The organism is Halomonas sp. TA22, from assembly GCF_013009075.1.
GTDB lineage: Bacteria > Pseudomonadota > Gammaproteobacteria > Pseudomonadales > Halomonadaceae > TA22.
In genome coordinates, this window is the sequence record NZ_CP053108.1 from 1,566,865 (window position 1) to 1,583,362 (window position 16,498).

The following is a 16,498-nucleotide window of genomic DNA, read 5'->3' on the forward strand; positions in this document are numbered from 1 at the left end:
ACACAATATTACTACGTCTAGGTAAGGGGTTACATCAGCCCCGCGCCTAGCCATCCCGCTCTACAGCCTCTAAACATCCACTGATTCATTCGTTTCCGAGTGCATGGAGCGCTAACAATGTCATGCACACTACATCAGCGGTCATATTCTGATCATTAGAAAGCTGCATAACCACGTCTTCAACTATCTTGACAGGCACCGCTTGCACCACAATGGGACCTCCGCGTCATTTCTCCTGTCGACTTGAACAATATTAGGTGAATGTCGCTCTTTTCTCATGACGTCCAAAATATTTTCAACACTCACATTAAGTTGAATTAAAAGTCTTTTCCCCCTAATCCCTCCTCCCCCTCTCTAGTTGGCCTGGCGATTGCATTAGATTGAGTGATTTTAGCCTCCCTTGTAAAATATAAGGCAAGCGCATGCCTGGATATACGCTGGACATTGAATCCGTTACGCACCGCTATGGCGAATTTCTAGCAGTTGACGATGTCTCGCTCTCCGTCGAAGCCGGGGAAATAATTGCTCTGCTAGGACCTTCGGGATGTGGCAAGACCACTCTGCTGAGAATCATCGCCGGATTCGTCTCGCAAAGCTTAGGCAGCATCATGGTCGGTGGACATGCTATCGACAACCTGCGCCCCAATCAGAGAAACATCGGCATCGTCTTCCAGAACTATGCACTATTCCCTCATCTGACGGTCGCCCAGAATGTCGCTTACGGCCTCGACGCCAAGGGCGAGTCGCGTGCCAAGGTGAAGGAGCGCGTGCGCGAATGCCTCGATATAGTGCAACTCCCACATATTGCCGACCGCTATCCGAAGCAGCTTTCCGGTGGACAGCAGCAGCGCGTCGCCCTGGCCCGCGCCATCGCCATCGAGCCCCACATTCTGCTGCTTGACGAACCTTTCAGCGCTCTCGACAAGAACTTGAGACTCGATATGCAGATCGAGATCAAGCGCCTTCAGCGTGAGCTTGGCCTTACCGCAATACTGGTCACCCACGACCAAGAGGAGGCCATGAGCGTAGCCGACAGGATCGCGGTGATGAACCAAGGCCGCATCGAGCAGGTGGGCTCTCCCTCCGCGATCTACGACGATCCACAGACCCTCTTCGTCAACAACTTTATCGGCACGACGAACATGATTAAGGGCAAGATCATCGCCGCCTCGCCCGAGCGTCTCGAAATCGAACTGGACGCCGGCGTTCGGCTGGCGCTGCCCGCGACGAACGGCCTCGCGACCGGCCAGCGGGTGACGGTCTCCGTCCGGCCGGAGCAGTTGTCCCTTTCTCCCCAGCCCAGCGACGCCAGCTGGCCGGTGAAACTGGGATTGCACATGCCCATCGGTCCGACGGTGATCCACCAGGCTTGGACCCGGGACGGAGCCGAACTGAAGATCACCGCCTCACGCAGCGAAAACCGGTCGGACATCGATACCGCCATCCCCCATTGGTGCGGTCTGAGGCCGGAAGCAAGCCCCAAGGTATTTCCCATCGATTGAGCCGACAAAAACAAGGAGAAAGAAGATGAACCCGCATATCACTCGCCGCCAACTTCTGGCCGGAGCGGGCGCCATGAGCGCCCTCGCCATGTTCCCCAAACTGGCGTTCGCCCAGCAGGGCAGCGCGACTACGGCCATCTATCCCGGGGCCTGGGAAGAAGCGTATCGCAGCATCGTCGCCGAAGCCCTAAGAGAGGCTCATGGCATCGATCTGCAGATGCAGCCGTTGTTCGCGGTCGACCAGATCGCCCAGGCGCGGGCGGCGCGCGGCAATCCCTCCTTCGATACCTTCGTGCTCGATCCCGGCCCCCGAGTGATGGCCATCGAGAACGGCCTGGTCGATACCTTCGATGCCTCGCGGCTGGAAAGCTCCGCCTACCTCGAGCCCGGCATGGCCGACGAGCATGGCGTGCCGGTCGCTGCCCAGTTCGTGGGTATCGCCTACAACCCCAATCGCTTCGACACGCCGCCGACGGACTGGGCCGACCTGTTCGAGGAGCCCTACGTTTCACGGCTCGGTCTGACCGGCTTTCAAACCACCTTCGGTACCGTCTCGATCATCGAGATGGCCAAAGCATTCGGCGGTTCCGAGGAGAATGTCGAGCCTTTCTTCAAAGAGTTGCAGCGCATACTCCCCCACGTAGCCACTATCGGCACGCCGGCCTCCATGCCCAGCCTGTTCCAGCAGGGCCAGTGCGACATCATGTACACCAACACTCAGACCGTCGGCACCCTGCGCGCTCGAGGCATCGACATCGAATTCGTAAGGCCCGCCAGCGGTGTCATCACCTTTTTCACTACTATGCATATCGCCCGGGGCGCGAGCGAAGTCGTCAACGCCTACAAGTACATCGATACCGTGCTCTCCACTCCGGTCCAGCAGCAACTCATGCAGGCCCCCTACTTCATGGCGCCGGTCAACTCCGAGGTGACCCTGGCCAGCGACCTTCCGCTGAGCGACATGAGCGAAATTGCCGGCATGATTCAGCACGACTGGTCGCTAATTAACCCTCGTCGCGCCGAGTGGATCGAGCGTTTCAACCGCGAAGTGGCTAGCTGATGCGGCTGCCAAAGTCGGCTCAGTGGCAACTGGCGTTGCCGCTAAGCCTGTTCTATATCGCCTTCTTCGCGGCTCCCTTGATGCTGCTCATCGGCGTTAGCTTCTTCAATGACGAAATGCTGACTCAGCCGGGCCTGGGGTCATGGAAACGCTTCGTCGGCGACGCCTTCTACTGGAAGGTTACATTCGACACCATCAAGCTGGGCGCCTATACCGTGTGCGCCACCATCCTGATCGGCTATCCGCTGGCCCTGGTCTATATACAAGCCGGCCCACGGGCGAAAAGAATACTGCTGTTCATCATTCTGATGCCCATGCTGCTCTCAGTGGTGGTGCGCACCTTCGCCTGGATCGTGATCCTCAGCGAACAGGGCGTCATCAACCAGACTATCATGGCGCTGGGGCTGACCTCCACACCGATCCGGCTACTGCAGACGGAGTTGGGCTTGGTCATCTCTCTGACTCAGATCGAAATGCCGCTAATGCTATTGCCGCTGATCAGTGTCATGGCGCGCATCGATCCCAACCTGATCGATGCTTCCACCTCCCTTGGCGCATCGCGCTGGGGCACGCTGTTCAAGGTAATCGTGCCGCTGAGCTTCCCCGGTTTGATAGCTGGCTGCATCCTGGTGTTCGCCAGTTCAACTACGGCGTTCATCTCCCACTCCATCATCGGCGGCAACCGGCTCATCTACCTGCCATTGGTGATCTGGCAGCAAGCTTCGGTGCTCTACAACTGGCCGTTGGCCGCGGTGGGAGCCATCGTCCTCCTGGTGTTCGTTTCCCTGTGCATCGCATTGGTCACACTAGTGGGGAAACGCAGCATGAGGCATCTGTATGTCTAACAGGCTTTCTCTCAAACACCTGCCAAGCTACAAGTCGCTGGCCGATGTGTCTTACTCGGCATGCATCTATACGGTGGCCGGCGTGGCGCTGCTGATCCTCCTCGGGCCGGTGGTGATCATGCTGATCACCTCGCTGACCGACGGCCAGACGCTGCGCTTCCCGCCCACAGGACTCTCCCTGCGCTGGTATCAGGAGCTGTTCAGCGCCCGGTCCGCTCCCATCCATCAGGCGGCCGGTAACAGCCTGCTCGTGGCTCTGATGTCCTCCCTGGCGGCCGCCGTGCTGGGCTGCATGGCTTCGCTCGCCATCGCTCGGTCGCGCCGACGCGGTGCGCGTGTCATGGACTCGCTATTCATGTCTCCACTGATCCTGCCTGGCATCGCCTTCGGCCTGGCGGCACTGGTCTACTTTACCCTGATCGGCTTCCGTCCCTCCCTGGCTCTGATCGCCATCGGGCACATCGTGATGGTCACCCCCTTCGTACTGCGTACGACCGGCGCTAGCCTGGCCCAGCTCGACGGCACCCTACTGGAGTGCTCGGCGAGTCTAGGCGCGACGCGCTGGTACTCGTTCCGGCGCATCACGCTGCCGATCATCTTTCCCGGCCTGGTGGCGGGATGCTTCATGGCGTTCATGGCTTCCATTGACAACGTGCCTGTGTCGCTGTTCCTCTCCAGCCCCCGCAGCGAAATGCTGCCGATACGCCTGTGGGGCATGATGGAATCCACCTTAGACGTGCGCATCGCCGCGGTATCGGGCATCTTCATCGCTTCCGTTCTCGTACTGATGCTTGTCATGGAGCGCCTAGTCGGCCTCTCCAGACGACTGAACGACTGAACGACTGAACGCTGCATTCAAAGGAGATCAAGCGTGACAGCCATTACAGCCCAACCACTAACCCAGGAGAGCTTCGCACAGTTCGGCGAGGTGCTCGACTTGCCACGGTCGCCCGGTCGCCACTTCTACAGCGATACCCTGGGCAACCTGCGGGAAAGTGCCAAGCCCAGCCTCTCCATTAGTCTCATCGAGCCTTCCCCCAAACGGCCGCTGCGGGTGGAGATGCTGGAGCGACACGAGTTCTCCTCGCAATCCTTCGTTCCTATCGACGTGGATAGCTGGATCGTCATCGTCGCGCCCCATGATGCCTCCGGCGCTCCCGATATGGACCAGTTGCAAGTCTTCATGGCACGCGGCGACCAGGGCGTGACCTACCGGCCCAATATCTGGCATCACGGCGTGACCGTATTGGGCGCCTCCGCCACCTTTGCCGTATTCATGTGGCTAACAGGTGACGGCGGAGATGAAGAATTCGTCGACGTGAGCCCCATGACCGTCAACCTTCCCTAAGCTTTTTTCAAGTTACGCAGGAGCCCGCGATGAGCTGGACACCCGAACGCGACTTCATCGGCTACGCCGACCGACCACCCCAGGCGCAGTGGCCCAACGGCGCCCGCCTAGCCCTCAACTTCGTCATGAATTATGAGGAAGGTTCGGAGCCCTCCTTCCAGGACGGCGAAAGCTACACCGAAACCGGCCTCACCGAAGCCCATGGCCTCAACCAGTGCGACTCCGGCCGGGACCTGGCCGCCGAAAGCATGTTCGAATACGGTAGCCGGGTAGGCTTCTGGCGCCTGGTGCGCCTGTTCGAAGAGCGAAATCTGCCCATGACGGTATTCGGATGCGCACTGGCACTGGAGCGCAATCCACAGGCGGCGCAGAAGATCCGCGAAGCCGGCTACGACGTTTGCTGTCATGGCTGGCGATGGATCAAGCATTTCGAATTGAGCGAGGAAGAAGAGCGCGAGCATATCCGCAAGGCGGTCGCCTCACTGGAGAAGAGCGTCGGCTCCCGTCCCCTGGGCTGGTATTGCCGCTACGGGCCCAGCCTCAACACCCGCCGGCTGTTGCACGAGGAGGGCGGCTTCGTCTATGACTCCGACTCCTACGCCGACGAACTCCCCTTCTGGCAGCTAGTCGAGGGCGAGCCGCACCTGGTGGTGCCCTACTCGCTGACCAACAACGACGGCAAGTACGCCGGCTGGATGGGTAACTCCGACCAGTGGTTCGGCTTCCTCAAGGATGCCTTCGACATGCTCTACGCCGAAGGCGCGACCACACCCAAGATGATGTCAGTGGGTCTGCACATGCGCCTGGTTGGGCATCCCGCTAGGGCTGTCGGATTGCAACGCTTCCTAGATTACGTCATGAGTCATGAAGACGTCTGGGTCACACGCCGATGTGATATCGCCAACCATTGGGCCAAGACCCACCCCTTCTCAGGTAGTTGATTAAATATGCAATATCGTGATTGCGTCCTAAAACTTTCTACTAGCAGCCTGCCGCCATCTTGGTTTTCTTACATGCTGCTCTGAGCGTCGGGCCTAAACCAAAGGAAGGAGGGATTATTGGACACACCGGCGGAAGGAAAGAGCCCACGCGATTCTCCCCTGGTGGCAGGAACTCCGCCAAAGGCAAGCAGAGTCTTACAGGGAAGCATCTTGGCATCTTGGCCAGAGGTGCATGGCAATATCTACGCAGAGGCGAGATTGCCAAATATCAGCACTCCACATAATGTCCTGAACACTGCCTCAGAGCCATCCCTTGGGACAGGCCCATTAAGAATAAGAAATACCTGTTTCAAAAAGCAGAAATATTTATGTAATTTCTTTACAGACAACTTCCCCTTAAGAGCATTTTAGAGGGGCGGTCACCACGCGTAAAGAAAACGACTATATAATGCGCATGTCATCTATCGGCCAGAAACGGATTCTCAGGTGACTTTGATATAACACCGCCAGCAAGCGCTGCATTGTAGTAGAGGCGTAAGCCGGAACGAAAGCCTTCGCTTTGACTGGCATTGTTAGATTTCTATCTCGATACATACAGGACATATGTTCCAACCAGCTTCACCAATATACTGGAAGCGCGCCCATGCATTTCTTTAGTTCTTACGTGTCGGGTGCCGCATGACTGATTACCCGTTTGGTAAATAGCTCAGGTCGTTTAGCCTGCCATTCCTTCATCGCTGCAATCGGTGATTGATGGTACAGCGCCTTTTGCGAGATATGGTGATTGTACAGCCAACAATAGCGTTTGAGCGTTTGTTCCAAGTCCTCGCCTGACACATAGCGCCGAGTGGCCAACACGTCGCTGATACGGCCGTTGAAGCGCTCCACCATGCCGTTCGTCTGTGGCCGACCCGGCTTGATCAGGCGATGCTCGATGCCATGGGCCTGGCATTCCTGGTCGAAGAGGTGGCGGCCGCTGGGCTTGCGCTCACCGGCTCGCGTGAAGCGATCCGTGAAGGACTTGCCGTTGTCGGTCAGCACCGTCTGGATCTTGAAGGGAGTCTTCTCTTCCACCCGCTTCATGAACGCTCGCGCTTCCTTCGCGGACTGGCTGCTCCTGATCTCCAGATACACCCAGCGCGTCGCTCGGTCGATGGCCACGTACAGGTAGCGTATTTTCTGCTCACCGGGCATTTGGGGCAGGTGCTTGATGTCGATGTGCACGTATCCCGGCACGTAGTCCTTGAAGGGCTTGTGCTTGGGCGTCTCGTCACCGCCGGCATCTTGCTGGGCCAGCTCGGCAAGCGTTGGCACCTCACGTCGCTTGAGCATGCGGTGCAGGCCGGAGCGTGACAGGCGAGGATTCAGGAACTCGCGCGCCACGACCAGCAGATCATCGAGGCCAAGTCTCAAGAATTCTCGTGCTGCAATCAACACCTCTTCCTGCTCAGACGTGAGGGTGGCAAGCAGGTTATGCCGAGTGTGCGGCCGATCAAGCACGTCATCGCGGTAACGCCAACGGCGGATAGTCGAGTCGGATACGCCATACTGACGGGCCAGCTCACTATCACTGATGCTGGCGGGTGCTGCCTGAATCTCGGCACGGATCTTCGGTGTCGTGGTCGCCTGCTTATGCAGTTTGATGTCCATGAACCTGCTCCCGAATGAAGTGCTGTAGAAGCTCCCTGGCTGCCAGCAGAGGATAACTCCTATAGCTCATTTGATCATCCGGAACCCTACACTTACGAAGTAGCGACATCGTTGCGCCGACACCCTGAGTAGAGCGGGTGCTCAAGACGCACGGCCAGTTCGATCTCGATGCCGAATAGGCTGAAGCAGTCGTTCTGATGCAGCAGTGCCGGCGAGGCCATCAAGCTATGGTCAGGAATCGGTGCCGCCGTTACCGGACCTATGCCAAGCTTCCAAGCACGCGGACGCCCCTCGGTCCACCAGCCCATTGTCGCCCCCAGGGCGGCCTGCACGGCATAGGCATCGGCATCGCTTTGCGGTGCCAGTCGCTGTGCCGTCTCTGGCGTTATCACGGGGCCACCCCGCCACACAGTCGCCAGCGCTTCAGTGAGCTCGGTGGTGTTCGAGCGGCTTACCACGCGCCACCTCCCGATGGCCGTGGTTTAGGCCGTGCGGGTGCGGGTAATGCGCAGGGTAGGAATTCACCGCGCCCGGCGACTCCCAGGTAGTCGCCATCGCGCCACACCACTTCACCACGCGACAGCGTCAGGGCCGGCCAGGCCGACACTGAAATACCCTCGTAGGGGGTGTAGTCAACGCCATGATGCAGGTCGCTATTGCGAATATGTCGGTTCAGGCCGGTCTCCCAGATCACGAGGTCAGCATCTGCACCTACGGCAATTGAGCCCTTGCGCGGATAGAGCCCATACATGCGAGCAACATTGGTGGCTGTCAGCGCCACGAACTGCTGCATGGTCAAGCGGCCAGTCTCCACGCCATGACTGAACAGTAGCGCCAGGCGGGTCTCCAGCCCCGGAATGCCATTGGGGATGCGTTCAAAACTAGCATCACTGCCGGCAGCGAACTTGCCTTGTGGGCCATCGAAGGTAAACGGGGCATGATCCGAAGAAAAAATCTGGAAGGCGCCACTCTCCAGGCCATCCCATACCACTTGTTGATTGGCCTTGTCGCGAGGCGGCGGACTGCAGATGCACTTGGCACCGTGATGATCATCACCGATGCCGAGGTCGTCAGCGGTCAGAAATAGATACTGAGGACATGTCTCGGCATAAACACGCAGGCCGTGACTGTGCGCCCAGCGCAGCTGCTCTATCGCCTCACGCCCCGACACGTGCACGATCAGGATCGGCACATCGACAAGCTCGGCGTATGCAATGGCGCGATGGGTGGCCTCACGCTCTACTAACATCGGCCGCGCCTCGGCATGGTATCGGGGAGCGGTATGGCCATGGGCGAGCAGGCGCTCGGTGAGCCAGGCGATACAGTCAGCATTCTCGGCGTGCACCATGACCATGGCGCCATGCTCGCGAGCCACCGCCAGCACATCGATGATTTCGCGGTCTGAAAGCTTCAGGTCGTCGTAGGTCATGTAGATCTTAAACGAGGTGTAGCCTTCACGGATCAGCGCGGGCAGCTCATTGGCCAGCACGTCGGGGGTCGCGTCGGTAACGATCAGATGGAAGGCGTAGTCGATACACGCTTTGCCTTCGGCACGCCGGTGATAGTCGTCCACTGCGGCACGCAGGCTCTGACCTTTTAGCTGGCATGCGAACGGAAATACTGTCGTGGTGCCGCCACAGGCCGCCGACCGGGTACCGGTGAGAAAGTCGTCGGCCATCTTCGAGCCGTCGGAGGTGGGCTGATCCAGATGGCAATGCCCATCGATGCCTCCCGGCAGTACCCAGCGGCCCGCGGCATCGATCTCCTCGCGACCTTCGGCAAGCCCGCTTCCCAGCGCTGCGATGGTGCCGTTGCGGATGCCGATATCAGCCTCGAACACATCGGCGGCGGTGGCGCATCGCGCCCGCCGAATCACCAGATCGAATTCAGCCATGCGCCATCATTCCTTCCATTAGTTGGCCCCAGCCGGACACGGGCACGTCGCCATGACCGGTCATGCGCAGCATCTTCCACACTACCGTGGCCGTGGTATCCAGCACCGGCACCCCCAGTTCCGCCTCCCACTCGGGTACCAGGCAGGCTGAGCAGAGGTTGGTACAGGCCACCACGATGGCTGGCGCCCCGCCCTGAGCCACACGCCGTACCTGGGCGGTGAGCGTTTCCGGGGTGACTTCGGCATAGGCGAAGTTTTCGCTGATGCCCAAATGATCCTCGGCCACCACGGCAAATCCTTCGCCGCGATAATTGTCAAGAATTCGCTGCTGCACGTCGTCGGTATAAGGGGTCACCAGACCGAACTCGCGCAGCCCGAATTCAGCGAGGATCTCATTCAGCGCCAGCATCGAGGTCGTCGCCCGGATGCCAGTTTCTTCGGTAATGCGCTGGCACAAGGTCACGTCATGGTCGAACCCTAGCCAGCCAGCCGACGTACCGCTCCAGCCGATCACATCGACCCGGGCGTCGGCCAACAGGCGTGCTGCCGCCAGCACATGGCTATCATCGAACTGGCCGAGGGCTCGTGCGCTGAGGGCGATTTCGGTCACGGTGAAGCGCGAGAAGTGCGCGCTGACCCCTGGGACCTTAGCCACCATGGCCGAGGTGAGCGGCTCGAGGGCGGTATTGGAAGAGGGCGTGAGAACGCCAAATCGGCTGCGGGTCAAGGTCACCGGGAGGCTCCTGTGGTCGGGTGGGTAGTAATGAACAACGGCTGGGCGCCCTGCCATAGGCAGCGTCGTCCCAGCTCCGGGAGCTGCTCGAGGCCTTCGCCCAGGCTCATGAAATGATTGCCGGCGATTGGGCCCAGCTTGCTGGCGAAGCTGCACGGGCCGTAGGCCAGCAGTATCTCGGTCTCGCTGTATCCGCCGGGGTAGAACAGCATGTCGCCAGGAGCGGGATAGCGGGTGGGGTTCTCCCAAGGCAGGGCGAAGTCGCTTTCCCCCAGGGGAATCCACACCCCCTCACCGCTCCAGCGCACATGCACCAGCTGTGTCTCCCAGGGCAGCAGCGCCAGGAAGGCCGCCGCGCTGTGCGGCGCATCGGGTCGGGTCTCGGCAACAAATTCGAGATCGTTGGATACCAGGCGCAGGCGTACGCCACGCTCTGCCAACTCAGGTTGACTCACTGCACGTCCTCCCGGCCAATCAGCTGTGCCAGTGCCGGCGACAAGCCCACGGAGCCTTTTACCGGCGGTACAGCGTAGCTGCCCGCCGTCGCCTTGGCGGGGCCGAGACTTGCCAACAATTCCGCCTGTTGCACCGCGCAACTTACGCCATCTACCACCGGTACCGGTATGCGCTGTGCAACGCTGCGCGCCAAACCGGCCAATGGCGCACCCGCGATGATCAGGACATCCGCACCATCATGGCGAATCGCCGCCTCGCAAAGCGCAACCAACTGTTCGCCCTTGTCCTGCTGCACCGTGCCAATATTCGGTAGAGGCTCGTCCAGGCAGCGGATACCGGCCAGACGAGATGTCATGCCATAGCGATCAACGGTCTCGGCATACCAGGCACGGATGCGTCGTGAGATAGCTACGATACCGATCTTCCCACCTAGCATGGCGGCGCTCATCAGCGCACTCTCCGTCAGGCCGACGACTGGTATGGGCAACATCTCGCGGGCTGCCTCCAGACCCGGGTCGCCAAAGGCAGCCACCACGGCGGCATCATGCCCCTGGAAATGCTCGGCAAGCTCGTTGAGCGTCGCGTAAGCGCCGATAGCAGCCTCGGCGCGTGTCTCGATATAGGCCACGCCCAGTGCGGCAGTTCGCATGGTCAACTGGGTGTCTAGACTAGCCGCACGCCGCGCCTCAGCCTCGATCAACTCGGTGACGCTATGGGAAATGTTTGGGTTGACGATTAGCAGCTTCATTGGCGCTCCCCTGAGCCATTCAGGTTCAAATCTGGGCCCGGGCACGGGACCAGAGTGCCTCGGCAGCATGCTGGGCATCGGCCAACAGCGTCGGGGTATCCGCCAGACACAGCTCGCCCCCTTCGACCACCACCTGCCCGTTGCAGACCACCATCTCCACATCTCGCCCTTGGGCAGTATGCACCAGGTTGCCAAGCGCATTGATCAGCGGGACCAGGTGCGGCCGACGGAAATCAAAGATTGCCAGATCGGCGCGCTTGCCGGGGGTCAGCGACCCCAGCTCATGCTCAAGGCCAAGCGCCTTGGCTCCATTCAGAGTGGCCATTTCCAGCACGTGGTGAGGCTGCCAGATGTCATTCACCTCCCCTTCCTGGACACGCCCCATGATCAGCGCCCAGCGCATTACCTCGACCATATCGGCGTGCATGTTGTCGGTGGCCAGGGTCAGATTCGCTCCGGCTTGACGTAGCCGGGTGGTGGGGGCGATTCGCCCGCCGGTGGCGTTGCCGCGCGGAACGTGGGCGATATTGGTTCCCGAGCGACCGATACGAGCAATGTCGCTGTCGCTTACGTACATGCAGTGGGCAGCGGTGAAGCGAGGCCCGAGCAGCCCGACATCCTCGAGCAGCTCGCTCGGGCTCATGCCGTCGCGCTCCTCGACGCGTCGATTTTCCTTGAGGCTCTGGGAGAGGTGACCATTGACCCGGATTCCCAGGGCATCACGGGTCTCGGCAACTTTCGCCAGCAGATCGCGAGAGCAGGTGTCCGGAGCATGGGCAGCCAGCTCGACCCCTAAACGACCATCCATCTTGCCCTGCCAACGTTCATGCAGGGACACCGCTTCACCCAACGTCTTCTCGCCAATCGCGGTTCGATGTTCCCAAAGCCCTTCATGGACACGACTAAAATCGACGTCATGAATGCGACCACAGGTGATCACTCGCATACCCAGCTCGCCCATCGCCGGCAGCGTCAGATCGGCATGCACATAGCTATCATTGATCAGGGTCGAGCCGAACAGCAGCGCCTCGGCGGCGCCCAGTCGAGCCAATGCTACCGATTCTTCTTCGCTGACTTCATGACCATGCGGCACGCCCGGGGTATAGGCCGGGGCGAAGCCCATGTCTTCAGCCACCCCACGCACCATACTCAAGATGGTATGGGTATGAACGTTGACGAAGCCTGGGATGATCACTCGTCCATGCATATCCAGAGTGCGGCGGGCTGGGGGAAACGGCTCAGCGACATCGTGTGGCCCCACCTCAACCAGGCGACCCTCATGAATCACCAAGCGACCGTTGGCGATCTCACCGAGTTCCGGATCCACAGTCAGCAATCGCGCGCCGTATATCACCAGGTCGGCTGGGTGCTCGGCGTCGAACAGAGAGTATGTCGACATGGTCTGCTCCTCAAGGATTCAGTAACCGAGTGCACGAGGCAGCGCGGTGACGATTTGGGGAAAGGCGATGCACAGCCCTAGGATCGCGAACTGGAAGGCGACGAACGGAAAAGACTCTCTGACCAGCGTCATCATTGGCACCTTGGTGATGCCGCTCATGACGAAATACAGCACGCCAACCGGTGGCGTCATCATGCCGACCACCAGGTTGTACATGAACAAAAAGCCGAAATAGAGTGGATCGATGCCGTACAGCACTGCGACGGGCGCGAACAGTGGCACCAGCATTATGTAAGCGGCATTGGATTCGATCAGCATGCCAATCACCACCAGCAGCGCCATAGTCAACAGGATAAAGATCATGGGATCGCTGGTCAGCGACTGGATGAACGATGACAACATCATCGGCACCATCTCGATGGTGAAAATGAAGGTCAGCACCGAGGCAAACGCGATGAGCGCGCCCACCATTGCCGAGGTCACCGCAGCACGGTAGAGACAGCCCGGCAGATCGGCGATACGCAGACGACGGGTGACGGCGAAGCCAATGAAGGCCGAGTAAACCACCGCGATGGCAGCCCCCTCGGTCGCGGTGAAGATGCCACCCACGATGCCGCCCACCACGATGACCGGCATCAGGATGATGACGATGGCGCGCCGCGCCTGCCGTGCCACATTGCAGAGGTTGAAGCGCTCGCCAGTCAGCGGATAGCCACGCTTCCATGAAATCCAGCTGGCAATGACCATGAAGCCCACGGCCAACAAGAGTCCGGGCAGGATTCCCGCTATGAACAAACCGCCCACTGACACCGAGGAACCGGCCATCAGGGCATAGACAATCATTGCGTTGCTGGGAGGAATCACGGGCCCCAGATTGGCTGCGGAGGCGATCACTGCCCCTGAGTAGGCGTCGGGGTAATACTTGCGCAACGATGGAACCAACGTGCTGCCCATCGCGCTGGCACTAGCCACTGCGGCACCGCTCACCGACGCGAAAATAGTCCCGGATGTAATGGTCACGTGGGCCAGGCCGCCGTGCATCCTGCCCACCAGACTGTTGGCAAATGAAATAAGCCGGTCCATGATCCCGGCTCTCACCATCAGCTCGCCGGCGAGCATGAAAAGCGGAATAGCCATCAGCGGGAAACTGTTGACGGCGTGCAACATTCTTTGGGGCATCACTACCAGCTCGAAATCGAGCATCCACAGGCCAGCCAGTGAACCAAACCCTAAGGCGAAGGCTAGCGGCATGCCGAGTACGGCTAGTCCCAGAAATAGCCCTATGGCAATCCAGGTCATGTCAGCTCCTCCCAGGTCCGAGACCCACCCCAAGCCAGCAGGCCTAGATGCAGGAAGGCATGTCCGCCGCAGATGAGCACCGCGATGTAATAAATCGCCGAGGTGACCGGCAGCGTCGGCATCAGTTCAGGCCAGCGATCAAGGGTCGCCACCCAGGCGCCGAGCATTACCATCAGCATCAAGGTCGTCGAGGCACCCGCCATCAGCCGAAACAGCAACTCTCTCAGCCATTCGGGCATCAGCAAGACAAATAGATCGATACCCACATGAACCCCGTGCTTCACGCCATGGGGAATTGCTAGGAAAATCGCCCAAACAAAGAATAGACGCGAGAGCTCATCGGCAGAATCAATCGACGACCCCAGCACGTAGCGCCAAAACACCTGCAGGGAGACGATGATTGCCATCAGCCCCATCACCGCCACGATGCCCCAGTAGGTGGTGGTATCGAGCAGCTCGACGATACGCTTGGCTCGCCTAAAGGCGCTTGAACGTGGCGGGGGCTTAGACCCCCGCACCTGTTCATCTGCGTGTGGTGCAGAAGTGTGTGTCATGCCTGACCTCACTGTGCCGCTTCGGCTTCCTGGATCACCAGCTCGATGAATGCTGGGTCAATCCGGTCCGCGAGGCTCTCCGCGACTTCCATTGTCGCTTCACGCAATTCGGCGCGCAGCTCCGAGGAAATAGGGGTGAACTCCATGCCCGCATCGATCAGTTGCTCGCGCCAGGACTCTTCCTCTTCTGCCGCTGCCTCACGCTGCCACTCCATGGCCGCCACCATCGCCTCATCGACGATGTCACGATGCTCTTCCGAGAGCCGCTCGTAGCTACGCTTATTGGCAACAGCATTGATGAAGTCATAGAAGTGGCCGCTGTCGGATAGGTACTCCTGGACCTCATTGAAGCGACGGCTTGCGATAATGTTGTAAGGGTTTTCCTGACCATCAAGCACTCCCTGCTGGAGGGCCGAGTAAAGCTCAGAAACGTCCATCGACACCGGATTCGCACCCAATGCGCGGAAGGTTTGCAGGTGAACTTCATTAGGTTGCAGGCGGATGCGCATCCCCTCAAAGTCCTCGACAGAGGTAATCGGGCGGAGATTGTTGGTGACATGACGGAAACCCAGTTCGCCATAGCCAAGGTTGACAAATCCCAGCTCAGCCATCTTTTCATCAAGATGCTCGCCAACGGGCCCATCCATTACTGCAAAGGCCTGATCGCGGCTATCGAACAAAAATGGCAGGCTGACCGCCTCATACTCAGGCACCGATCGAGTAAAGTAGGCAATCGAGGTAAATACCGCAAAGATACTGCCCGAACGTACCTGGTCGACATTCTCAGTAGCGCCGCCCAGTTGCATCGCCGGGAACAGCTCGACAGAGATGTCGCCATTGGACTCACTCTCAACCTGCTCCTTGAACACTTCCATGGCCCGCGACACAGAGTGGTCGGTCGGGAAGTTACCGGCGACCCTAAGCCGTTCTGTCGCCAGTACCGAGGATGAAAGCAGCATAACTGCCGCCGCCAGCGCGGCCAGTTTCAGGGTTTTTATCTTGGTCATATGAGCCTCTCTTGGGATTGTCATTAGCAGCAGCCGAAATGCCGGGCCGTCGTTTACCCCAGATGAATCAGCAAGCCTCATGCCATGCCGAATAACTCCTATCTCTACTCTGTAAGTTACGACTCCAAATCACTGTTTTAATGTGAAAAAATTCGTATATAATATTTCACAAGCTAATTGATCACCAAATTGTGTACAATTAGTTCGAATAATAATCACCAAAAAAGTGCACTCATGTGGATGGATGCGCAATTTCAGTGCATTAGGCAAAGAAAGCAACGCTTAACCAGCTAGTTCAGAACAACACTATTGACCCACGTTGGCCTGCGGCATACTGGAGCCAACATTGATAGGACAGGATCAACGATGGATGCTTCGCCCAACAAACCCGCTATCGAGCAGATTGCCGACCGCATCACCGATGCCGTGATGGAGCACCGGCTTCCCCCGGGGATTAAATTGGTTGAGGAGAAGTTGGCCAGCGTCTTTGGGGTTAGTCGAACCAAGATCCGCCAGGCGCTTACACTGCTTGCCCAGGAGGGGCTGGTTACGCTCCACCCCAACCGCGGCGCCTTTGTTACCCGCCCCACTGCCAACGAGGCCCGCGATTTATTCGCCACCCGCCGCTTAGTGGAACCGGAGATTGTCCGTTGCGTGATCGCCCGCGCCAGCGAACTAGACATGGCCCGACTTCGCGAGCATCTTCAACAAGAGGCAGAGGCCCGAGCGGAGGGTGACCGACGGCGCATCATTCGTCTCTCAGGACGCTTTCATATTCTGCTCGCCGAACTGGCCGGCAACAGTTTCATTCATAAGCTGATGACCGAACTATGCCCCCTCACCTGCCTAATCATCGCCCTTTACGACGCGCCGCAGACACCGGCTTGTCCGGAAGACGAGCACAGCCGGATCGTTGATGCCATAGACGCCCAGGATGAGGCTACCGCCATCCATCTGATGCTGCATCACTTGGATCATATCGAACGCGAACTGAAACTTGACGCTACTCCTAGCCGTGATATCCATTGGGAATCGCTGTACGGTTGATGCTCGCGACTCGCC

The 16,498-nt window shown here is 59.1% G+C and carries 17 protein-coding genes; 7 read left to right on the forward strand and 10 right to left on the reverse strand.

Annotated elements, in window-relative coordinates; all coding sequences use genetic code 11:
* Positions 1-422: 422 nt before the first annotated feature.
* Genes HJD22_RS07295 through HJD22_RS07320 form a run of 6 tightly spaced genes read left to right on the forward strand, consistent with a single transcriptional unit; the run spans position 423 to position 5,696 of the window.
* Entirely contained in the window at positions 423-1,502 is a 1,080-nt protein-coding gene (locus HJD22_RS07295; protein WP_208654945.1) for an ABC transporter ATP-binding protein, read from the forward strand.
* Between the two features lie 25 nt (positions 1,503-1,527).
* Positions 1,528-2,562: an extracellular solute-binding protein gene (locus tag HJD22_RS07300; RefSeq protein WP_208654944.1), complete on the forward strand. Its 1,035-nt coding sequence runs from the start codon at positions 1,528-1,530 to the stop codon at positions 2,560-2,562.
* Entirely contained in the window at positions 2,562-3,407 is an 846-nt protein-coding gene (locus HJD22_RS07305) for an ABC transporter permease (RefSeq protein WP_208654943.1), read from the forward strand. Before HJD22_RS07300 ends, HJD22_RS07305 begins: the two co-directional genes overlap by 1 nt.
* On the forward strand, positions 3,400-4,245 hold the full coding sequence (locus tag HJD22_RS07310) for an ABC transporter permease (RefSeq protein WP_208654942.1): 846 nt from the start codon (positions 3,400-3,402) through the stop codon (positions 4,243-4,245). Before HJD22_RS07305 ends, HJD22_RS07310 begins: the two co-directional genes overlap by 8 nt.
* A 33-nt stretch (positions 4,246-4,278) precedes the next feature.
* Complete coding sequence (locus HJD22_RS07315; RefSeq protein WP_208654941.1) at positions 4,279-4,755, forward strand: ureidoglycolate lyase; 477 nt, start codon at positions 4,279-4,281, stop codon at positions 4,753-4,755.
* 29 nt (positions 4,756-4,784) lie between these two features.
* Positions 4,785-5,696 (forward strand): allantoinase PuuE, encoded by a 912-nt coding sequence (locus tag HJD22_RS07320; RefSeq protein WP_208654940.1) that lies wholly within the window; start codon positions 4,785-4,787, stop codon positions 5,694-5,696.
* A gap of 660 nt (positions 5,697-6,356) precedes the next feature.
* Here the strand turns inward: HJD22_RS07320 and HJD22_RS07325 are convergent.
* The 10 genes from HJD22_RS07325 to HJD22_RS07370 form a co-directional block, all read right to left on the reverse strand.
* Positions 6,357-7,346, reverse strand: a complete 990-nt coding sequence (locus tag HJD22_RS07325; protein WP_208654939.1) for an IS481 family transposase — start codon at positions 7,344-7,346, stop codon at positions 6,357-6,359.
* Between the two features lie 92 nt (positions 7,347-7,438).
* A complete protein-coding gene (locus HJD22_RS07330) occupies positions 7,439-7,804 on the reverse strand; it encodes a hypothetical protein (protein WP_208654938.1) in 366 nt (121 codons plus the stop codon).
* Positions 7,798-9,240, reverse strand: a complete 1,443-nt coding sequence (gene hydA / locus HJD22_RS07335; RefSeq protein ID WP_208654937.1) for a dihydropyrimidinase — start codon at positions 9,238-9,240, stop codon at positions 7,798-7,800. Before hydA ends, HJD22_RS07330 begins: the two co-directional genes overlap by 7 nt.
* A complete protein-coding gene (locus HJD22_RS07340) occupies positions 9,233-9,973 on the reverse strand; it encodes an aspartate/glutamate racemase family protein (RefSeq protein WP_248730150.1) in 741 nt (246 codons plus the stop codon). The genes hydA and HJD22_RS07340 overlap by 8 nt, the downstream gene beginning before the upstream one ends.
* Positions 9,970-10,428, reverse strand: a complete 459-nt coding sequence (locus tag HJD22_RS07345; protein WP_248730151.1) for a DUF3830 family protein — start codon at positions 10,426-10,428, stop codon at positions 9,970-9,972. Before HJD22_RS07345 ends, HJD22_RS07340 begins: the two co-directional genes overlap by 4 nt.
* The gene (locus HJD22_RS07350; RefSeq protein WP_208654935.1) at positions 10,425-11,177 is read right to left on the reverse strand and encodes an aspartate/glutamate racemase family protein; all 753 of its coding nucleotides are present in this window, start codon (positions 11,175-11,177) and stop codon (positions 10,425-10,427) included. Before HJD22_RS07350 ends, HJD22_RS07345 begins: the two co-directional genes overlap by 4 nt.
* A 25-nt stretch (positions 11,178-11,202) precedes the next feature.
* A complete protein-coding gene (locus HJD22_RS07355) occupies positions 11,203-12,576 on the reverse strand; it encodes an amidohydrolase family protein (protein ID WP_208654934.1) in 1,374 nt (457 codons plus the stop codon).
* Positions 12,577-12,594: 18 nt separating this feature from the next.
* Positions 12,595-13,875: a TRAP transporter large permease gene (locus tag HJD22_RS07360; protein WP_208654933.1), complete on the reverse strand. Its 1,281-nt coding sequence runs from the start codon at positions 13,873-13,875 to the stop codon at positions 12,595-12,597.
* The gene (locus HJD22_RS07365) at positions 13,872-14,429 is read right to left on the reverse strand and encodes a TRAP transporter small permease (protein ID WP_208654932.1); all 558 of its coding nucleotides are present in this window, start codon (positions 14,427-14,429) and stop codon (positions 13,872-13,874) included. The genes HJD22_RS07360 and HJD22_RS07365 overlap by 4 nt, the downstream gene beginning before the upstream one ends.
* Before the next feature lie 8 nt (positions 14,430-14,437).
* Positions 14,438-15,436, reverse strand: coding sequence for a TRAP transporter substrate-binding protein (locus HJD22_RS07370; RefSeq protein WP_208654931.1), 999 nt, complete (start codon positions 15,434-15,436; stop codon positions 14,438-14,440).
* Between the two features lie 366 nt (positions 15,437-15,802).
* Between HJD22_RS07370 and HJD22_RS07375 the strand changes: the two genes are divergently transcribed.
* Positions 15,803-16,483: a GntR family transcriptional regulator gene (locus HJD22_RS07375; RefSeq protein WP_208654930.1), complete on the forward strand. Its 681-nt coding sequence runs from the start codon at positions 15,803-15,805 to the stop codon at positions 16,481-16,483.
* Positions 16,484-16,498 lie beyond the last annotated feature (15 nt).